This is a genomic window from Paenibacillus sp. 01T431 (assembly GCF_056398625.1).
On sequence record NZ_JBFTPT010000009.1, the window covers coordinates 54,000 to 72,616 of the forward strand.

General features: G+C 45.3%; 23 protein-coding genes. 22 read left to right on the forward strand and 1 reads right to left on the reverse strand.

Features of this window, described 5'->3' with window-relative positions; genetic code table 11:
* Positions 1 to 2: 2 nt before the first annotated feature.
* The 3 genes from AC1DM9_RS17570 to AC1DM9_RS17580 are packed head-to-tail and all read left to right on the forward strand — an operon-like array spanning position 3 to position 1,159.
* Positions 3 to 434, forward strand: a complete 432-nt coding sequence (locus tag AC1DM9_RS17570) for a hypothetical protein (RefSeq protein ID WP_477581304.1) — start codon at positions 3 to 5, stop codon at positions 432 to 434.
* Entirely contained in the window at positions 431 to 841 is a 411-nt protein-coding gene (locus AC1DM9_RS17575) for a hypothetical protein (protein ID WP_477581306.1), read from the forward strand. Before AC1DM9_RS17570 ends, AC1DM9_RS17575 begins: the two co-directional genes overlap by 4 nt.
* Positions 842 to 865: 24 nt before the next feature.
* The gene (locus AC1DM9_RS17580; RefSeq protein ID WP_477581308.1) at positions 866 to 1,159 is read left to right on the forward strand and encodes a hypothetical protein; all 294 of its coding nucleotides are present in this window, start codon (positions 866 to 868) and stop codon (positions 1,157 to 1,159) included.
* 80 nt (positions 1,160 to 1,239) lie between these two features.
* Here the strand turns inward: AC1DM9_RS17580 and AC1DM9_RS17585 are convergent, their stop codons facing one another.
* The gene (locus AC1DM9_RS17585; protein WP_477581310.1) at positions 1,240 to 1,458 is read right to left on the reverse strand and encodes a hypothetical protein; all 219 of its coding nucleotides are present in this window, start codon (positions 1,456 to 1,458) and stop codon (positions 1,240 to 1,242) included.
* Positions 1,459 to 1,603: 145 nt separating this feature from the next.
* Between AC1DM9_RS17585 and AC1DM9_RS17590 the strand changes: the two genes are divergently transcribed.
* The 19 genes from AC1DM9_RS17590 to AC1DM9_RS17680 all read left to right on the forward strand — a co-directional run bounded on the left by AC1DM9_RS17590 (position 1,604) and on the right by AC1DM9_RS17680 (position 18,615).
* Positions 1,604 to 2,128 (forward strand): hypothetical protein, encoded by a 525-nt coding sequence (locus tag AC1DM9_RS17590; RefSeq protein WP_477581312.1) that lies wholly within the window; start codon positions 1,604 to 1,606, stop codon positions 2,126 to 2,128.
* A 296-nt stretch (positions 2,129 to 2,424) separates the two neighbouring features.
* Entirely contained in the window at positions 2,425 to 2,973 is a 549-nt protein-coding gene (locus tag AC1DM9_RS17595) for a site-specific integrase (protein ID WP_477581314.1), read from the forward strand.
* Between the two features lie 168 nt (positions 2,974 to 3,141).
* A complete protein-coding gene (locus AC1DM9_RS17600; protein ID WP_477581316.1) occupies positions 3,142 to 3,387 on the forward strand; it encodes a hypothetical protein in 246 nt (81 codons plus the stop codon).
* Positions 3,387 to 3,668, forward strand: a complete 282-nt coding sequence (locus AC1DM9_RS17605) for an HNH endonuclease (RefSeq protein ID WP_477581318.1) — start codon at positions 3,387 to 3,389, stop codon at positions 3,666 to 3,668. Before AC1DM9_RS17600 ends, AC1DM9_RS17605 begins: the two co-directional genes overlap by 1 nt.
* Before the next feature lie 140 nt (positions 3,669 to 3,808).
* Positions 3,809 to 4,174, forward strand: a complete 366-nt coding sequence (locus AC1DM9_RS17610) for a hypothetical protein (protein WP_477581320.1) — start codon at positions 3,809 to 3,811, stop codon at positions 4,172 to 4,174.
* Complete coding sequence (locus AC1DM9_RS17615) at positions 4,175 to 5,914, forward strand: terminase large subunit (protein WP_477581321.1); 1,740 nt, start codon at positions 4,175 to 4,177, stop codon at positions 5,912 to 5,914.
* A gap of 14 nt (positions 5,915 to 5,928) precedes the next feature.
* Entirely contained in the window at positions 5,929 to 7,122 is a 1,194-nt protein-coding gene (locus AC1DM9_RS17620; protein WP_477581323.1) for a phage portal protein, read from the forward strand.
* Entirely contained in the window at positions 7,106 to 7,729 is a 624-nt protein-coding gene (locus tag AC1DM9_RS17625) for an HK97 family phage prohead protease (protein ID WP_477581325.1), read from the forward strand. The genes AC1DM9_RS17620 and AC1DM9_RS17625 overlap by 17 nt, the downstream gene beginning before the upstream one ends.
* A 22-nt stretch (positions 7,730 to 7,751) precedes the next feature.
* Positions 7,752 to 8,981, forward strand: coding sequence for a phage major capsid protein (locus AC1DM9_RS17630; protein WP_477581327.1), 1,230 nt, complete (start codon positions 7,752 to 7,754; stop codon positions 8,979 to 8,981).
* 60 nt (positions 8,982 to 9,041) lie between these two features.
* Entirely contained in the window at positions 9,042 to 9,314 is a 273-nt protein-coding gene (locus AC1DM9_RS17635; RefSeq protein ID WP_477581329.1) for a hypothetical protein, read from the forward strand.
* Positions 9,315 to 9,318: 4 nt separating this feature from the next.
* Positions 9,319 to 9,627, forward strand: a complete 309-nt coding sequence (locus AC1DM9_RS17640) for a phage head closure protein (RefSeq protein WP_477581331.1) — start codon at positions 9,319 to 9,321, stop codon at positions 9,625 to 9,627.
* 1 nt (position 9,628) lies between these two features.
* Entirely contained in the window at positions 9,629 to 10,060 is a 432-nt protein-coding gene (locus tag AC1DM9_RS17645) for an HK97-gp10 family putative phage morphogenesis protein (RefSeq protein WP_477581333.1), read from the forward strand.
* Entirely contained in the window at positions 10,054 to 10,440 is a 387-nt protein-coding gene (locus AC1DM9_RS17650) for a hypothetical protein (RefSeq protein ID WP_477581335.1), read from the forward strand. Before AC1DM9_RS17645 ends, AC1DM9_RS17650 begins: the two co-directional genes overlap by 7 nt.
* Before the next feature lie 2 nt (positions 10,441 to 10,442).
* Positions 10,443 to 11,327, forward strand: coding sequence for an Ig-like domain-containing domain (locus AC1DM9_RS17655; protein WP_477581337.1), 885 nt, complete (start codon positions 10,443 to 10,445; stop codon positions 11,325 to 11,327).
* 55 nt (positions 11,328 to 11,382) lie between these two features.
* Complete coding sequence (locus AC1DM9_RS17660; RefSeq protein ID WP_477581339.1) at positions 11,383 to 11,760, forward strand: hypothetical protein; 378 nt, start codon at positions 11,383 to 11,385, stop codon at positions 11,758 to 11,760.
* Positions 11,761 to 11,780: 20 nt separating this feature from the next.
* Positions 11,781 to 12,062, forward strand: coding sequence for a hypothetical protein (locus AC1DM9_RS17665; RefSeq protein ID WP_477581341.1), 282 nt, complete (start codon positions 11,781 to 11,783; stop codon positions 12,060 to 12,062).
* A 3-nt stretch (positions 12,063 to 12,065) separates the two neighbouring features.
* Positions 12,066 to 14,723, forward strand: a complete 2,658-nt coding sequence (locus AC1DM9_RS17670) for a phage tail tape measure protein (RefSeq protein ID WP_477581343.1) — start codon at positions 12,066 to 12,068, stop codon at positions 14,721 to 14,723.
* On the forward strand, positions 14,710 to 15,546 hold the full coding sequence (locus tag AC1DM9_RS17675; protein WP_477581345.1) for a phage tail domain-containing protein: 837 nt from the start codon (positions 14,710 to 14,712) through the stop codon (positions 15,544 to 15,546). The genes AC1DM9_RS17670 and AC1DM9_RS17675 overlap by 14 nt, the downstream gene beginning before the upstream one ends.
* Before the next feature lie 9 nt (positions 15,547 to 15,555).
* A complete protein-coding gene (locus AC1DM9_RS17680) occupies positions 15,556 to 18,615 on the forward strand; it encodes a hypothetical protein (RefSeq protein WP_477581347.1) in 3,060 nt (1,019 codons plus the stop codon).
* The last annotated feature ends 2 nt before the right edge of the window (positions 18,616 to 18,617 follow it).

The window sequence follows — 18,617 nt, forward strand, 5'->3', positions numbered from 1 at the left end:
ATATGATCAATCAATTTAAACCGGCTACAAAAATCGCTATGACAACAAAGATAATTGCCGATCTAAGAGTCTTTAACGATGGTGGATTTGTTCATATAGGCGATGTTATCAAACATGCCTTAACTACAGAGTTTAGCTCTGAACAAGCCATTAACGGCGTAAATCAATTTCGAGTCCGTGTACAGCAAATGCCCGATATAGATGATTTGATTTACGAGCTTTGCAAACGGGTGTATGAAGTGGCCGAAATCGAAAGAGTCGATTTTAACGGTGCACCCCTAGCAGATAAAATTCAGCTCATACAGCAACTAGTACCATTCGCTCACGCTGCAGCGTTATCTTCAGGCGTATTCGAATACCATCAATCTCGGAAGAGTTGGCCGATGAATTATATGGTGGATTCAGAGGACGAACTGAGAAGAGAGTCATTATGAAAGATGGGGAACTATTCAATCCAGCAACAGCGACCCAGCGCATTTATGACCTTACTAGCGAAGCCAAGCGGAGATTTGAAGAAAATGAACGCATGGTAGGTTACTACGATAAAGAATTAACAGACCTCAATCATTTGATTGAACTCGCGCCATTCAACGCTAAAGAAGGATACAAGCTCATAAAGCTAGTGAAAGCGAATCGCCTTAATCGGCGAAAATGCAAGGATGAAAATATTATGCTCAAACCGCTTTATGACTTCCTTACCTATAACAATGCTAACCAGCTCAAAGCGATTGGAGGCGTGAACAAGGATACCAAAAAAGCCATTGAAATTGCCGCGAATCAGGAATATCACCCACGGACAAGCATTATTCCCACGGAGTCGTTTCCCAAGAGGGTTAAGTAATTGGATGAATAGGTGGTGAACGTGGTGGAATTGATAACTTTTGAGGAATGTTTAGCGCCGCCTGGTCAGAACAGGAAAGCGAATATAACCGAGAGGGGCATGACTTTCGAGTGCGTTCGGTGCGGTGTTATGATGCCTAAATTGTTCAAAAAGGATTTTCGGAAGGCGAAAGGGTTCTATAACCAAATTTGCGAATGCGGCTGCAATAACCGCATTATCCAAGGTTTTGGCTATTCATGGTATGACTACGAAGCAGCTCAAGAGCGTGAACGGAAATTTAAACTCTACCAGCAGCAACAATACGGCGTAACACAATGAATATTCAAGAACATGAGGTGGATATTAAATAAGCGAGATAAAAAATAAAGCACCGTACAGGCTACGGCGCTCGCTTAGAATTATTGAGGTGGATTATAGAAAATCTCTACATGACTACAACTATTACACATGTAAACACGAACAGGAATAAAGTTTGACACATCTACTAAAAGTCCTGTTTCCTGCGCCTGATCCTTACGAACAGTGATGATTCCACTCATCTCGGTTTCACCATTGTTCCCTGGAGTAAACTCTTTACCTCCACAGTTTGTACATCCTCTAATATTATGATTTGCCATTGGTTATTTTCACCTCCGTTGTAATAAAATAGACGATTATTATACCACGAATTAGGAGAATTGGTAAAGGCAGAATGCAAACTTGGTAGACTAAGTAAACAAGCGTACCGTTTAAATAATATGTATCGTTATGGGGTGGTTACGAATGGGATATAAACAGCAGCCCAGCAAAGAAGACAAGAGGATCATTAGCATTCAGATGGAACTATTTCCTTCGGCTAATGAAAAGGATATGAAAAAGGGTCTCGCTATACTCAAGAGCTATCCAGAACTGAAAATAGTAGTCGATGACTACAACAACCATAAAGAAGAAATTATTAACACTATTCATGAAGGAGAAATTGCTAGGCGGATAGAAGCGGACGAATTATATGCAAACAAAACCGCAAACGCCATTCTTCTTGCCCAGAATCAAAAGAGTGCTGCCGAGGAGTGTGAGTTGTTACAAAAATCCATTGAACGTGCGGTAAATCTCATCAGAAACGAAGAAGCTAAGACGGCTGTTACTTGTCGATACATCAAAGGTTACACCTACAGCGAAACATTGTTATTCATGCATCGTGGTGATAAGAGCGCGACCATTGATAGAAGGTTGGGTCTTGGAATAGCCTCCGTGGTCAACACGCTAAAAATGTGGGGGTTACTTGATCAAAAAGTGAGGGTAATATGAGGGTTTTTTGAGGAACACTTGAGGAAAAATCCGTGCTATGCTTTAAACGTAGAAATTTATCGAGACGGTTGTCCCATTTCATATTGGGACTGCCGTCTTTTTCATTTTATAAGGCGGTGGGATGATGACGCAGAAACCAAAGTTACCGCCGCCAATCATTCAGCCGGTTAAATGTCGGGGCTGCATTTGGGGGCGCTGGCAGAATATAGTTCAAATATGTGCTTTTCCAACATGTTTGAAAGACAAGAAACAACAAATTCCCAAGCGTTTGGGATTATGAAGAGAGGTGACTATTATTGAACTTCGTGCAGCCCATAAGGGATACGGAAGTGCTTGCTGATATAAAGGCATATCTCAAAGAAACAAACATCAGGAATTTTATATTTTTCATGCTCGGTATATTCACAGGGCTTCGTGTCAGTGACTTATTGCGGTTGCGCGTTAAGGATGTTACTGGGACACATATTTCTATTCGTGAGAAGAAGACAAAGAAGCAAAGACGTATCTTAATTGCTCCAGAACTCAAAAAAGAGTTGCAGAGTTACATTGAAGGGAAATCGCCCAATGAGTATTTGATCAAAAGCCGCGAAGGGACAAATCGTCCTATATGCAGAGAAATGGCTTATAAGATTATACGAGGGATCGGTGAAGAGTTCGGACTATCAGAGCTCGGTTGTCATTCTCTTCGAAAAACGTTCGGATACATCTTCTATAACGAAACAACAGATAAGGACATTGCCATGCTCATGAATCACTTTAACCATGCTTCGGTCAAGGTCACGATGCGTTATATAGGTATGGAGCAAGACAGCATGGATATGGCTTTAAAACGCCATCGTGTGTAATGAGTTTCACATATTAAGGATACGTGGAACTCGATTTTTGAAAGAGTCATGAATCCTTATACAACGTGGCTTAGCTGCTTATATACGAATTACACACAATGTACGTTTAGTGTAATTCAAATGTGAACGAATGACAAAATAACATAAGAAAAAAAGGAGTGTTTTTAGATGATATATGGAGAGTCGGTACCCGTTGATCAAGTTGCGAGTGAGCTTCTTCCTTTCTCGGCCGAGAGTACCAAACCGCTGTCGTACAAGTTGGCGTATCTTGCAGAGTTGAGACAAATATTTGAAGCGATGAAAGTATACAGAGCAAAGGAAGATATGGGAGATCGGATTGATGCAGTATGTGACAGCATAGAGAAGGAGCTAGGTATTGATAGCCGCTGTTGTATTGGGGCCGAGGACTTCTAATGGCTCGGCATCCTGAGATATATGCAGCGCCAGAGTGGGAGAAGGCACGGAAGTATGTTATCTCCAGAGCTGATGGGCTGTGTGAGGAGTGTAGGCGGCAGGGAATGGTTAAGCTTGGCAAGGATGTTGACCATATCATTGAGCTTACGGATGAGAACAAACAGGACTGGGATATAGCTTACAATCCTGCGAACCTTCAATACCTTTGCACCGATTGTCACAATCATAAACATGCACGAAGTATTGGATTGCAAAATTTCCTTTCTCCTCCAAAGAAATAAAAAAATATTTTTTTATTTCAAATCCCCCCGGCCCAAAAAATTTAAAAAAGTATTTCAGGGACCGTCGGGGGAAGTTTCGAATTTACTCGCGGGTCAATCGTATAGGCCCCTCCCCTAAATAACGAAAGGTTGTGATATAAATGGCGATTACGTCTGGAGCTTCGAGAGAAGAGCGGATAAAGCGGGAATATAATCGCCTGAAGCGGCTACTGAAAGGTTTGCCGAAGGAAAAGCTGGCGGCAGCTGATGGCATTATTCATAGAGTTTCATTTATGGCTATTACTTTAGAGGACCTCGAGGAAGACATCAACATCAATGGAACAATCGAAGAGTTTACCCAGGGCGACAACACATATGATAGGCAGAGACCAGCGGCAACTATTTACAACGCGACCATTAAAAACTATTCGATGGCTTGCAAGCAGCTCACCGATTTAATTCCGGCCGGCATACCGAAACCAACTGGCGAAGACCCATTTCAGAAAATCATGGGGCGCGGTGGTTAAATGCACCTACCTTCCGAATATATTTTAGATTGGCATGAGTATGTAGAGCGTGAGCCGGAGAAGCACGGTAAAGATATTAAGGATTTAAAGAAATTGGTAGAGAAGCTGCTTAAAAATAAAAACGTTCGCTATGACCCGACCGATGTTGAAGGATTTATAGATTTTTGCCGATTGATCAAACATAGAGAGGGACGCTGGTCAGGTCAGCTGTTTGAACTGACGATTGAGCAGAAGTATATTGTCGCTTGCATATTCGGCTTTAAGATGTTTGATAAAGAGCTCGGCATGGAGGTTCGCTATTTCAGGGAACTCGTTTTGTTCGTTGCCCGGAAATGGGGGAAATCATTTTTCATTTCAGCGATTGGACTGTTTCTTCTCATGGCCGATCGCGAAGCGGCAGCGCAAGTGTGGTGCTTGGCAACAATCAAATCACAAGCGGGAATTGTTTATGATAATGCAAAGGCTCTTCTCATGTCTAGCGATGTATTAACGCCAGAAAAGAATCCTCGGCAATACTGGCGAACAAAACGGGATAAGGACAATGCAGAGAAGCTGTTGTTCCCAGCGACAGACAGCTATATGAAAGCTGGTAGCAAGAACAGCAATTCTCAAGATGGTCTGAATCCGCATGCGTATATCATCGATGAGTGTCATGCAATAACGCAGCGTAACACCTATGATGTATTTTCCTCAGCAGTCGGAGCGAGAGCGCAGCCGATGGGTGTTATCATTTCGACGTTTGGCTTTGTGCGCGAGGGGATCTTCGACAGTATCCTAGACCGCTGTAAGAAGGTGTTGTCTGGTCAAAGCAAAGAGCGATTATTTCCAATGATCTTCCGAATTGATGATGACGACAAGCCTGAGGATCGTTCAACATGGATTAAAGCTAATCCCGGTCTTGGCAGTCATCCGACAATGAGTTATTTGGAAGGCGAGTATCAGAAGGCGCTCGAAGATCCGGCAATGATGCCAAATTTTCTTTCCAAACATTTAAATCGCGCTAGCGGCTTGAGCGTCATCTATTTTGACTTAATGGAAGTAGATGCCTGTGCGGTGGATATGTCGATAGACATGATTCAAGACATGTACGCAGTCGGCGGCGTGGACATGGCAGAGACAACAGACCTTTGTTGTGCGTCGGCGCTAGTTTCGATTAATGGTAAGCTTCGATTATTTCAGAAATACTTTATTGCCAGTCAGCGTATTGAACAGAACAGTAAAGCGGACAAAATGGCCTATGAGAGTTTCTGTCATACTAATGCTTCCGATCCGCTGAACAAAGAACTATTGCACATTTGTGAGGGCAGCATGGTTAGGAAGTCAGACGTTACCGCCTGGTATGTTGAACTAGCCGAGCAATACGGCGTAACCTTTTGGAAAATTGGATATGACCGCTGGCATGGTGGTGATTGGGTAGACGATATGGAAATGAACGGCTTCCCTAAAGAAGACACGAACGGCCGTGGCGTTACGTTTCCCGTAGCCATGGGTGCCAAATCATTATCAGCTCCCATGAAGGAAACGAAGGTTCTCTTCAAAGATGGCATCATTGAATTTAGTGAGTATAACGGTTTGTTTCGTTGGTGCACAACAAACACCGCAGCCAAAATTGATGTCAATACGAATATACAGCCGGATAAGGCAAAGAGCAGGGCGCGTATCGATGGATACGTGTCTTTTTTGATTGCCTATATCGCCTATCAAAAGGTTAAGGATCAATTCGAAGAATACCAACCGTGAGAGGGGGTGAAGTATTGGGGATATTTCAGCGAGCGCTAAACTATTTCAAAAAGGAAGAAGTAACGGCTGCACAAATTATTGACTTGCTTAATCAAGGTGCGCCGCTAGGCTTCTTTGGTCGAGAGCTTTACAACATTCCAGAAGTACGAACAGCGATTAACTTCGTAGCCGAGAAGATCGGCAGCGTTCCTTTCTATCATGCTCGTGCCGACAGTGAGGGAAACGCACAGCTCATTGATGATAGGCTGCAATATGTGCTAGAGGTTCGCGCTAATCCGTACCAATCACCACAGGTGTTCTGGACCTACGTTGCGACGCGATTGATGATGCACAACAACGTGTTCATTTATCCAGATTGGAACGACCGGGGCGAGGTTCAGGCGCTCTATACGCTGCCCTTTACACAGTTTGATTTCCAGCAGAGTGAAGATGGGCAAATCGTCATTCATTTTCCCTATGCGAAGAATTACGACTTTTACTATGACGACATTATCCACTTACAGCGATTTCCAACACAAACTGGAGGCGCACAGCGACAGGCGACAGGCTCTTATGTGCAAATGGTTAACACGATGCAAGCGCAGGCGGTGAAGGACAGCGAGAACAGTCAGCGAATTGCGGCGCTATTGCAAGTCAAATCAGCGCTTAAAGGAAGTGACATGAAAAAGAAGCTCGACGAATTTAAGGAGCTCTTTTTGACTTCTGAAAATACTACAGGCTTCGGGATGATTGGCGCGGAGTATGACTTACACAAGCTGGATATGAAGATTAGTCCGTTGAACAAGGACTTGCTGGAATCCATCATTGGGTATTTGCATAACTATTTCGGCGTTTCAAAAGAGATTATTACGCATACAGCATCGGATATTGAGTATGAGCAGTTCATCGATAACACGATTAAGCCAATTGTATTCCAGATTGAAGAAGAGCTAACCTACAAGCTTTTTACGTATGGCGAAATTACGCATAAAAATAAAGTTTTGGCTGAAATGATCGACTTGGAAATCAGTACCCTTTCAGCGAAGACAACGTTCTTTAAAGAATTGTTATTTGGCGGGGTACTTAATCGAAATGAGATCCGAAAGCGGATCGGCATGCCGCGAGGCCCGGCTGCACTTGATCAATTCATGGAAAGTAAAAACTTTCAATCATTGCCGCCTGGCAATTACAGCGTAGAGGGAGGTGAGAAGGATGGAGAAGGAAAATAAACAATCCCGATTAACAGGCCAAACCAAACGCAAACTGAAATTTGCAAATGACGCTTCTAACTTCCGAGCCGTTACAGAGGAAGTCGATGGAAAGGTCATCCGCCGTTTGCGTGGCTATCCAATTTTGTTCGACGTACCCGGTAAACCATGGATGGGTAGCGATTGGATTGAGAAGATCGATAAAAAAGCACTCGACGGTGTAGATTTTTCAAACCTTGTCATGCTGCTTGATCACAGCACCACATGGGTACTTGGCCGCACAGGCTCGGATATGCGTGCGGTGGTCGATGACACAGGTCTGTTTGTCGAGGTCACACTAGGAGACACATGGATTGATGATTACGCTTTTGATCGCGTGAAGCGGGAGATCATTGAGGGCATGTCATTTTGGTTTGACCATAACGCCGTAATTGCTACGGATTGGGAAAATAAAATTGATGTTGTTTTGAAAATAAATGCCGTGTATGAAGTTAGCTTGGTCACGTTCCCAGCTTATGAGGAAACGGTGATTATTGCTGAGAACGTCGAGGAGACAAACAATCCCGTTGAGTCAACAGATGAAGAAACGCGAAAGCAGGCCCTTTTACAGCTAATTGAACAATTATAAGAATCCGAGGAGGAAATGAATCATGGCATTGACACAAAAACAGGTAGCGGAACTGAAAAGGAAAAAAGGGGATTTGGAACAAAAGCGTTTGGCGCTTAAGGAAAAGGTCAAGAACCATCGGAATATGTCATCCGATGATGTAAGTGCGACAGCTGAGGAGCTTCGTGACCTAGGCGAAGAAATTGACGATATTAATGCGCAGCTTGTGGATGCGCCAGAGCCACAAACTAGAGGAGGATTTCAATCCATGCGAACAAATGAATTGACGCAAGAGAATTTCCGCAGCTCCAGCCAGTACCGGGATGCCTTTTTTCGTAGCTACATCAATCGGAATGTATCAACGGACGATGAGCCAATCATGGATATGGGTAAACGGTCCATTACGGATATGAACGGTGGCAGCATCTCAAGCGGTGCTGCTTTTTTAGTGCCACAAACCACGTTGGATGTGATTCAAACCATTATCCAAAAATATGGTCAAGTTTATGCTGCTGTCACGAAATACGGATTTACAGGTGACGTTACGCTTCCGATTGGTACGGCGGGCGCGGTGACAACGAATGACGATGGCACAGTTTCGCTTAACTTCTCGTTCACGGAAGCGAAGCTTTCACAGTCGGCCATTGTTGCAACCATCAAAGTCAAAAACTTGCTGCTTAAAAACAGTATTTCAGCGCTGGAGACTTACTTAGCAACAGAAATGGGTAAGTACCTGGGTGTTTATTTGGATAGCGCCGTTATCAATGGCGATGGTGCAGGGGGAACATTCACAGGTATTGTACCGGCTATTAAAGTTGCACCATCGGAAGAAAAAAACTATGCCAAAATGGATTGGGGAATCCTAATGGACATTGAGGGCGATGTGGATTCCCCATATGGGGATGAGGCTGTTTTCATCATGCGCCGGAAGACTTTCTTTAATCGCTTCCGCAAGATGACAGACGCAGCGGGTGCGCCAATCACCACATCGATTCCAGTCATTACTGGAAACGGTAAAACGCAATTTGTATTGGACGGCCATCAAGTTATCTTTACCTCTGCCATGGCGCTAGATGACATTTTGTTTGGCGACATTAAGCAGTATGTTGTAAACGAATCACAAGAGATCGTTATTGAATCCTCCAGCGTAGGCGATGACACGTTTGGTAAAGATCAAACGATGTGGAGAGGGAAGGTATACAGCGGCGGTAAGCCAATGTTTGCGAAGGAAACCTTCACACTCTGGACTTTTGATGAAGAAGCAGCAGGGTAATATTGAGGCAAGGGGGACAAGCTTCGGCTTGTTCCTTTCTGCATGAATCGGGGCGATTGAATGACGGACGAACAATTGCTAGAGAAGGTTAAAGAAGGACTACGGGCAGGAGATTCGAATAACGGTACGCTTCTTATCAAAACGATAGCGGTGAAAGAGTACATGCTAGGTGCTGGTATTAGCCAGGAGCTAATTGAATCGAGTCTTGGAATCGCTACGCTTACGATTGGCGTTTCAGATCTTTGGAGTCTCCAGGCTGGCGAAATAAAATTTTCAGATGCCTTCAAGGATATGCTGATGCCCCAATTAATGGCACGAAGTATCGGAGTGTGAGAACATGCGTCTTGATTATATGATTTACTTGATAAGTACGACGATCAGCAAAAACGCGATAGCCAATTCCATTACCATCAAGACTAAGAAAGAAACCTATGCCGAAAAAAATTCTATTCGTCAGTCGGAGCATTATCAAGCTGCTGCAAGTGGTTTGAAGCCGGAAATCATGTTCACGATTAGAGCCGAGGAATACAAAGATGAATCGCTCCTAGAGTTCGAGGGAAAAGAATACAAAATTATTCGGACTTATGAAAAGAATAACGGCTTGGTGGAGCTCGTTTGCACTGGCCTTGTGATCGGAGCGGGATAAAATGGCACTTATGCCTCGTGCCGTGAGGACGACACGTAATGGTGTTGAATTCATATCTAATGTTGATCGTACGCAATTCACCATGAAGCGTCTTCAATCGGCAGCACTTTCAAATGTAGCAAGTCTGCTTCGCAAAAAAATATTGGAGAAGGCTAAACTTCGACCCAATATGAAACGGTCCAAAAGGAATGCGCAAGCATTCCAATATTGGAATCGTAAGCGCGAAGGCGACTTGCAAATCGGTATTAAGCATAATACTTGGTATGGTGTGCAGCAGGAGCTTGGAACGCGCAATCAGCCCAAGAAGGCAATACTCATGAATACGGTCATTGAAAACATGGATGACATTCGTCGAATCATGGGCATTTACATTGCTTCAATTGAGGATCAGAATAAAGCGGATGGTTTGATTCGTGAGGATGGAGGGTGGTAACGATGAGTAAAGTGATTGTCCTCAGTACCGCCATTGTTACGCTGCTCACGGCTAAACATCCACACATATACTGTGAGATCGCGCCAGAGCATGCCCCTTATCCATTCGCCACTTACAATTTAGAAAACAGTGTAGACGATGGCACGATGGAGAATTTCGTTTTAGAAATTGATGGTTGGGATGCACCAGAAAACGGAGATACCATACCTCTTGAGATGCTGATGCATGAATTGGATCTAGCACTAAATAAACAAGTCATCCGATCTAATGGGATGGCTTTTGTTATTTACCGGGACAACCGCCTGCCGCTTACCGATCCCGATAAGCGATTACGAGGCAGGCGGATTAGATATCAAGTACGTACATTTGGAGGGGATTAGCTATGGGAGTGCAATCAGGCTTTACAAATCAAACGGCAGAACATTTGGTGATCGATGCCGGAGCATTTTATAAAAATTTTGATCTTGTCACAGGACAAGGCACACTTTTAGGAGCAACGCGAGGCGGTGGGGAATTTAAGGCTGTGCCATCGGTCAGGTCTATTGAGATTGATGGGGTTAAAGGTCGGGCCAAAGGTTTGAACACGATTGACTCATGGGAAGTTACGATTGTTGCTAATATGCTGGAGATTACGCCGCAATTGCTTGCTGCTGCACTAGCGACAGGAACAGTAGATTCCGCGACCAATGCCATGTATGACATTATCACCGCCAGCAACACCATTGCACTGGCAAACTACTTGGATAATATCACTTGGGTGGGACGCTTGAGCGGCAGCAACAACCCGGTCATTATTCAGATTTTCAATGCGCTGAATACCGAAGGTGTAACACTAAAGACAGAGGATAAAGGCGAGAGCGTGCTGCCGGTTACTTTTGCTGCTCACTATGATGCAACTGATTTGGATATGGTACCGTTCAAAATCTATTATCCGAAACTATCAGGGGATACCACGCCGCCAACGGTTACGGTTGTGCCAGCTGATGCAGCAACGGCTATTGCGGTGGGTGCTAGTGTGGTTTGGACGTTTAACGAGGCCATCAATCCGACGCTCGTTAATCTGTCGAACTTCTTGCTTGTCAAAGCAACAGACGGTACTAACGTACCGGGTGCGCTGACAATCAATGCTGCTAAGACGGTGGTTACACTTAAACCGTCGGCCAATTTGACAGCGGCTACGGATTACATCGCCATTGCATCATCCAACATCAAGGATGTAAACGGCAATTCACTTGCACAGAAAGTAATCAAATTCAGAACGGCCTAATAACAAAGCGGAGAGGGTAGCGATGCCCTCTTTCGTCATATAACGGAGGGTTAACATGGAAACGATTAAACCAATCAAACTTAGAAAGCTACAGCTTAAAGATATTTTCCCTATGTCCCGCATCATCAAGAAGATTGGAATCAAAGAAATCATGAAGCAAGCAGCAGCGGCGCTAGAGAATAAGAAGCCAAAAGTGAGCGAGAAGGAGCAGCTAACCGAAGCTAAGCAAATGCAGGCGGGTATGGAGATGCTGGCAGTCGTGCTGGAGAATATTCATCTTGCAGAGAAAGAAGTCACGGACTTTTTGGCAAGCTTGGCTGGCATGGAACCCGAAGCGTTCGCGTCGCTTAATATTGAGCAACTCGGCAGCGTCTTTGAACAATTTAAAGAATTGCCAGGTCTGTCAAGTTTTTTGAAGCAAGCAAGTCAATAGATGAGGTAGAGGTCATTGACTTGTTGCTCAAACGATACGGCCAGATCGATTATGTGCTGCAAATGGATGTGGAAGCGGGTATCGAGCAAATCAGCAAAGTATATGAGATGGAACAAAAACAGCAGAACTGGGAAATGTATTTGACCAGATACGCAAATATGACCGAAAAGAATTATGTCTCATTTGATGATTTCTATAAGCCTAAGCGTCCGGCACCTCCTCCGGCATCCAAGAAAACGAAACAAGAAATCATCGACGATGCTGAGGAGATCCTAGCAGCTTTTCGGAAGGCGGGTGGGTAATCGATGGAAATATTTCGCCTCTTCGGTACGATTCTCGTAAATAACAATGCCGACGAGGTGCTTGACGATGTAGACACGAAAGGGCGCAAGGCGCAAGAGCGATTGGGAACAATTGCAAAGGCGGCAGGCGCTCTTATTTTGTCGTTAGCGGCTGTGGGAGCGGCAGCGGCGCTTGCATTAGGTGTGAAGTCCGTACAGGTGGCTGATGAATTTCGGAAGGCTATGAATGGGCTTGCAGCTGAAACAGGGCTAACCGCTGATGAAATGAAAGAATACGAGGAAATAACCAAACGGATTTACAACCGAAATCTAGGCGAAAACTTTGAGGACATCGCCAAGGCGATGGCGAAGGTCAAGCAGATTACGGGTGAATCCGGCGCGGAGCTTGAAGGGCTTACCGCAACGGCCTTGATGCTGCGAGATACATTCGAGTTTGAGGTCGAGGGATCAATTAACACGGTTAACAGTATGATGCAGCATTTTGGGATCACGGGCGAGCAGGCGTATACGCTCATTGCTCAAGGTGCACAGCAAGGAGCCAATAAAAATGGCGATTTGCTAGAGGTCTTAAATGAGTACAGCGCGCAATTCTCTGCTCTTGGATTCTCAGCAGAACAATTTACAGACATATTGATTCAAGGCGCACAAGATGGCGCATTTCAAGTTGATAAGATTGGGGATGCGATTAAAGAATTTACCATCCGATCCAAGGACGGTTCGACGGCCAGCGCAGAAGCTTTCGCAGCGCTTGGCTTAAGTGCATCCGATATGACGAATGCTTTTGCTGCTGGCGGGGAGACGGCACAAATTGCTTTTAGTCAAGTGGTCGGCGCATTGGATGCCATTAGTGATCCAGTAGCAAAGAATACAATTGGCGTTGCTTTATTTGGTACGCAATTTGAGGATTTGGAAGCCAAGGCGATTACTTCCCTAGCTAGTGTCAAAAGCTCCACGGACTCGACAGCCAACACGCTTGAAGAAATTAACAAGATTAAATATGATTCATTCTCGCAGGCGATCAAAGGCATTGGCCGTATGTTTGAGACAGGTGTCATGATTCCCATTGGGGAGAAGATCCTGCCGAAGCTGAACGAGTTTGCGGAATGGTTCAAAGGCAAGATGCCAGAAATCGAAAAGGTTACATTAGCGGTAGCAGATGCCATCATTGCCGGATTTACTCTGTTTGGGGATGCGCTGCAATGGGTAGTGGACAAAGCTAATATTTTGCTCCCAATCCTCGGCTTTATTACTACCGCTTTAGCAGCTCAGATGATTATTAATACCATTGTAACCATCTATAAGGCTTGGAAACTCGCTACAGCGACCATGACAACCGCACAATGGCTCCTTAACCTTGCAATGGCTGCAAACCCTATTGGGCTTGTAGCAGCCGCAATAGCGCTTCTGATAGCGGCTGGGATAGCACTGTACATGAATTGGGACAAGGTGTCTAGTTTCTTGCTAGGGACATGGACGGCGATCAAAGAGGCAGCTGTAGCCATCTGGGATGGGCTTGTTACTTTTTTCAAGGAATGGGGACCGAATATCCTCATTGCCATAACGGGACCAATCGGCATGACAGTCGGGTTGATCGTCAAGTATTGGGATGAGATCAAGGCGTTTACGCTCAATGTTTGGAATGCGATTATGAGCTTCTTCACCAATGACGTTCCAAACGCATTTAACCAATTTGTTACTTTCTTTTCAGAGCTGCCGGGCAAGATTCTTGGCTTCCTCAATGATTTGTTTATGGTGAAGATTCCGTATGCTATCGGTTATGTCATTGGTTACATGATTACAGCGGTTTCTGAGGGTATACCGAAGATCATTCAGTTTTTCGCGGAGCTGCCGCAAAAGGTCTGGACGTGGCTTGTGCAATTGATTTCGAATGTTAATCAATGGCGAAATGATATGATTGCTGCCGCTATACAGTTGGGCACGGAATTTGTTACTAATGTGGTTAAGTTTTTCGCGCAGCTGCCAGAGAAGGTATGGACGTGGCTTGTAAATACGTTTAATCGGATCGTGCAATGGCATCAAAACGCAGTAACGCAGGCTGCGGAGGCAGGCAGAGGGATTATCAATGCCATCGTTGATTTTATTAGGCAATTGCCTCAAATGATCATGGATTGGTTCCTAACGGGTATCAACGTCATTGTTTCTTTTGGGAAAAGCGTCTATGAAGCTGCTGGAGCCATCGGGAAGAACATCATAGACGGTATTGTCGATTTTATCAAAGGCATCCCGGATAAAATCATGGAGTTTGTTGGCGGGATCGTCGGTAAAGTAACCGAGATTGCGGGGAAAGTAAAAGATGCCATTGCCGGAATCTTTAAGAGCGGGAGCGAGGGAATCCAGGCAGGCGTACAAGCTTCGGGATCGACAGCAACGATTACGATTCCGGCGCATGCGGATGGCACGTTGTACGCGCCAGGCGGTTTGTCGCTCGTAGGAGAGAAAGGACCTGAGCTTGTGAATATGCCGCGAGGTAGCCAAGTTTACAACGCTAACGAAACGCGAGATATGCTTAGCGGCGCAGGTAACGGCGTGACTATCGTCCACACCCATATCCACATGGATGGCCGTGAGATCGCTAGTAGCGTCAGCCACCACCAAAATGAAAATATGCAGACAAGGGGGAGAGCGCTTGGCAATTTATAATGGCGGTTTTACCTTGCGTCCGGTAGATGATCCGCTTGATGTGCGCACAGCCTTGCAACTGGGCATGCATATGACGCGATCAGCAAAGCGTCCGATCTTAGCTGGCACAGTGGATAGTACATCTGCTATTGCAGGCAAGCACGGCGCTTTTTATTTTGGTGCGAAGCTCACGCCGCTGCAATTTGGCCTTGATTGTGCCATGTTCATGAATAATCCCGTTGAGCTGCAGCTGGCCGCAGATCGTTTGGCAGAGTTTATCTTGGACGTTGCGGGTTCGCCCCGCGAGCTGGAGTTGGTCTTTGATATCAAGCCGGGCAAGAAATACAACGTGTACTATTCCGGTGGCCTCGACATTGGGCGAGTGGTCGGGTTCGGGCAATTTACTTTGCCGTTCACAGCTTTCGATCCGTTTAGTTATCAGACGGATCTCTCCAATACGTTGACATGGGATAGTGAGGTGCTGATGGACAATGATCAACTCACATTTGAGGATGGATTTGATTTTGCTATATTGGGTCCACAGACGGTTGAGGTCGTTAATTATGGTGCGCTGGAGATTTGGCCAACGATTCAAATTCTCGGCAGCTTCGTTTCGTTGTTTATCAAAATCGGGGATCGTACCTTAGTTTACGGCGAAGCGGTTTCCGCTGGCACGGTTACGATTGACAACGAGCGCATGCAGGCAAGGCTCAGCGCGACCAACAAAAACAATAAAGTATCCGGCCGCTGGGTAAAGCTTGCGCCGGGACGTAATAGCGTAGAGATCGGCGGCACGGGGCTTCATTGCTCGGTGTCGTTTATTTTTGCAGCAAAGTATACGTGAGGTGATTAAATGTCTGAGTTAATACCGCCAGGCTCGACGCTTCGAGCAGGCAAAGAAGCGATTAACGGGAAGATTGCAGCGCTGGAGGAAGTTGATGCTTTAAGGCAAACCCAAATCACGGAGGAGCAGCAGGCGCGTATTGCAGCTGATGGCGCTCATGCTGCTGCTCCGGTAGCCCATACAGCGGAGCAGATCCAATTTGTCGAAGGCCAGAGCGTAAAACAGAAGGTCGAGGCGCAGCAAGCACAAATCAATAACATCATTGGCGGTCCCACATCGAGCGCAGCCGAGGTCATTGATGGCCGTATGGGTGCGGATGGAACGGCAAGAGCTACGCTTGGAACGATGATCAGGGAATTGCACAGCAAGCAGCTTGCGCAGGCCGATCAGACGGCGACCATTAAGCGAGGGCTAAACCTACTAAACACTTCTCAAGCATCAGGAGCAGAGGTGAAGGTGCAGGGCCGAACACTAGTTAACTTGCTTGGCATTGATGGGAATTTCGAAAATGATTCTAATGGCGATGGAGTAGCAGACAGGTGGCAAACCGCTGGGCCGGGAACTAGAAATACTGACTACGCTAGCGCAAAATACGGAAGAAGCGCACAGAGAATTTCTTCGCTGTCCGGGGATTCGCACACCGGGAGGAATGTAAGATATCCTACGCCTAATTTAAAAGCGGGCAAGTATTTATATTTGGTTGATGCGATTACAGATGGTGTGTCAATTGCTCGTGTAACAGTGGCTAAATTGGATGGAAATCCTATTTCAAACGGAACTGTCACTACTATGCAAACAACGAGTAATAAAACGCTTTATTCGAAGGTTGACGCAACATCAGAATTAGCAGACGCCTCTGTATGGATTCAAAATACTTCTGCAGTTGGCACAGTTGGTTGGGTTTCGTTCGACGGTGCTAGGTTGTATGAAATATCAGCAGCGGAGTACGCGAAAATTGACTTAGATCCAGAATACACGGGCGAAAAGCTGGCAGAGAAGTTCCCTTACGTCGATAGCGTGCAGCACTTGCAGGGTGGGGCTGTGCGTAAGGTCGGGAAAAACGTACTCCCTCCATTCTCGGAGTGGAAATTGCACGCAAACGCAACTATCAGTTCACCATATGAAATGACATTAAATGCCACCAATGTCGCCCAAGATAATTGGTTAAGCGTTCCGGTAGTGGTCGGGGCAACCTACACAATCAAACTTAATAACGGTGGAAATGCGAATGCTGTTTCCCGCATTTATAAAACTCAACTAAATACACACGATGTATCAAAGATGCTAACAGGTACGCTTGACACACCTATCACATTTACGGTAGACAGCTCTTACAATGGGTACGTTTCACTAAGACTTACGTCTGGAGCGGCGGGAATTTGTATATTTACCAATCCACAACTAGAACTAGGCTCTGTTGCTACCCAGTGGGAGCCGCGCAACGACGATTACATTAACTTCCCTATGCTCGTAAGCAATGTGGATCGGACTATAGCTGATAGTTACGATACGGCCACGGGTCGTACATTTAGACGTTGGTATACTGGCGTTGTATTGGATGGTTCTCTGCCTTGGTTGTTTCACGTAAACAATACTGGGAATAAGGTAGTTAAAGTTACGCTTCCTACTCCGGCAGGAACGTTTAGAACTGGGCTTGTACAAAAGTCAGATGGGACGATACTCTCACAAAACACTGGAGGTACAGCAACTTATTTACCAGACAATCAAGTATTTGATTCAGGGAATTTATTGTATGTGAGTGTTGGAACAGCAGATAGTGGTTGGGGGGATTCCTACAATCCATCAGTAGCAGAAATTAAAGCGTATTTTAATGGGTGGCGGATGAATAATGGTACCGTAGGGACTCCTTACAATGGGACGGGAACTAAAAGCTGGACTCCCATTGTAACTCCTAATGCTAATTTTGTTGGCAAGGTGAGTGGTAGTGTAGTCGAAAACCCAAATACGTATAAAACGCTGCTTATGACGACGTTGCTACCTCCGGCTTCAATTACGACCGAGTTTGCGACATCATCATACAGTAACATAGCGACTTTGAACGCAGTGACGCAACCGACCGGACGCAGCGGAGCTGGAGAAATAGCGGTACAAATATTTTCATTTAATTTGCTCGAACATGAAATTCGTAATCACGGTGTCGGCGTTTTCGGAACAGCGACAACAACTGCGGAGCGTGTGGCGTGGCTAAAGGCAGGAAACATCCCTAAGTTCAACTTTAACTGGTATGGGAACGGAAGTGGACCGAATGGGAATAAGGCTACTGTATCTATTTGGAATGGTGTGGCGTGGTCGGGCGCTGCAACCAACTTGACAGGCTCCGTTGCTAAAGTAAATATCAATTTAACAGTGACGGCAGGCTGGATCGACACAAACGGTTTCGTCCATCTTCTTGCTTATGCTGACGCTTCTAACGGTACGATAGCATCAACGATCAATACCGATTTCATAGATTTAGAGGCCCCTCTAAACCTGACTACTATACCAACAACGGGCTATGCAACGGTGTCATACACTCCATATAAACTCGACTATGTGCTAGCTCAAGGCTTTGAAGAACCATTTGTTGGAGACACAGGGGCCATCGCTTTGCAGGCTGGCGGTAATCAATTGGAATTAATGGAGAGTGTTGTAGTTCGCGAGAAGGTAACGCCTGTGCTATTTAGTAATACGAATTATTTACTAAATAATACGGCTTATCCTGTTAGTTATTTTAAATATGTGCCCGACAAGGTGTTAGCTGTTTATAAAAACGGCATAATCGATAACAGATGGATAATCAGCTTTAGCAGCCTTTATCGTAACAATGTTCAAGTTTATATAAATGCTAGCGACTATGACACGACAGCAGAATACACCGTGACCTATCAAGTGTTGGACAAGTATCTCTATACATCCAACGCAATCAATGCCGTTGTCCAGTACAAAAGCAATCCCAAGATGGTGCAGGATCAGCTCGTGCAAGATATGGCCGATATGGAGACGCAGAGCGCGGTCAATGTCCGAGCCATTGCAGAGCTTTACAAAAAAGTGAAAGCGCTAGGAGGCTAGGC

Bases quoted from the DNA above. Each gene is read 5' to 3' on its own strand.
- AC1DM9_RS17605 (WP_477581318.1), top strand. From the start codon at position 3,387: ATGGCTCGGCATCCTGAGATATATGCAGCGCCAGAGTGGGAGAAGGCA.
- AC1DM9_RS17635 (WP_477581329.1), top strand. From the start codon at position 9,042: ATGACGGACGAACAATTGCTAGAGAAGGTTAAAGAAGGACTACGGGCA.
- AC1DM9_RS17600 (WP_477581316.1), top strand. From the start codon at position 3,142: ATGATATATGGAGAGTCGGTACCCGTTGATCAAGTTGCGAGTGAGCTT.
- AC1DM9_RS17610 (WP_477581320.1), top strand. From the start codon at position 3,809: ATGGCGATTACGTCTGGAGCTTCGAGAGAAGAGCGGATAAAGCGGGAA.
- AC1DM9_RS17575 (WP_477581306.1), top strand. From the start codon at position 431: ATGAAAGATGGGGAACTATTCAATCCAGCAACAGCGACCCAGCGCATT.
- AC1DM9_RS17670 (WP_477581343.1), top strand. From the start codon at position 12,066: ATGGAAATATTTCGCCTCTTCGGTACGATTCTCGTAAATAACAATGCC.
- AC1DM9_RS17680 (WP_477581347.1), top strand. From the start codon at position 15,556: ATGTCTGAGTTAATACCGCCAGGCTCGACGCTTCGAGCAGGCAAAGAA.
- AC1DM9_RS17590 (WP_477581312.1), top strand. From the start codon at position 1,604: ATGGGATATAAACAGCAGCCCAGCAAAGAAGACAAGAGGATCATTAGC.
- AC1DM9_RS17660 (WP_477581339.1), top strand. From the start codon at position 11,383: ATGGAAACGATTAAACCAATCAAACTTAGAAAGCTACAGCTTAAAGAT.
- AC1DM9_RS17645 (WP_477581333.1), top strand. From the start codon at position 9,629: ATGGCACTTATGCCTCGTGCCGTGAGGACGACACGTAATGGTGTTGAA.
- AC1DM9_RS17625 (WP_477581325.1), top strand. From the start codon at position 7,106: ATGGAGAAGGAAAATAAACAATCCCGATTAACAGGCCAAACCAAACGC.
- AC1DM9_RS17640 (WP_477581331.1), top strand. From the start codon at position 9,319: ATGCGTCTTGATTATATGATTTACTTGATAAGTACGACGATCAGCAAA.
- AC1DM9_RS17585 (WP_477581310.1), bottom strand. From the start codon at position 1,458: ATGGCAAATCATAATATTAGAGGATGTACAAACTGTGGAGGTAAAGAG.
- AC1DM9_RS17570 (WP_477581304.1), top strand. From the start codon at position 3: ATGATCAATCAATTTAAACCGGCTACAAAAATCGCTATGACAACAAAG.
- AC1DM9_RS17615 (WP_477581321.1), top strand. From the start codon at position 4,175: ATGCACCTACCTTCCGAATATATTTTAGATTGGCATGAGTATGTAGAG.
- AC1DM9_RS17655 (WP_477581337.1), top strand. From the start codon at position 10,443: ATGGGAGTGCAATCAGGCTTTACAAATCAAACGGCAGAACATTTGGTG.
- AC1DM9_RS17630 (WP_477581327.1), top strand. From the start codon at position 7,752: ATGGCATTGACACAAAAACAGGTAGCGGAACTGAAAAGGAAAAAAGGG.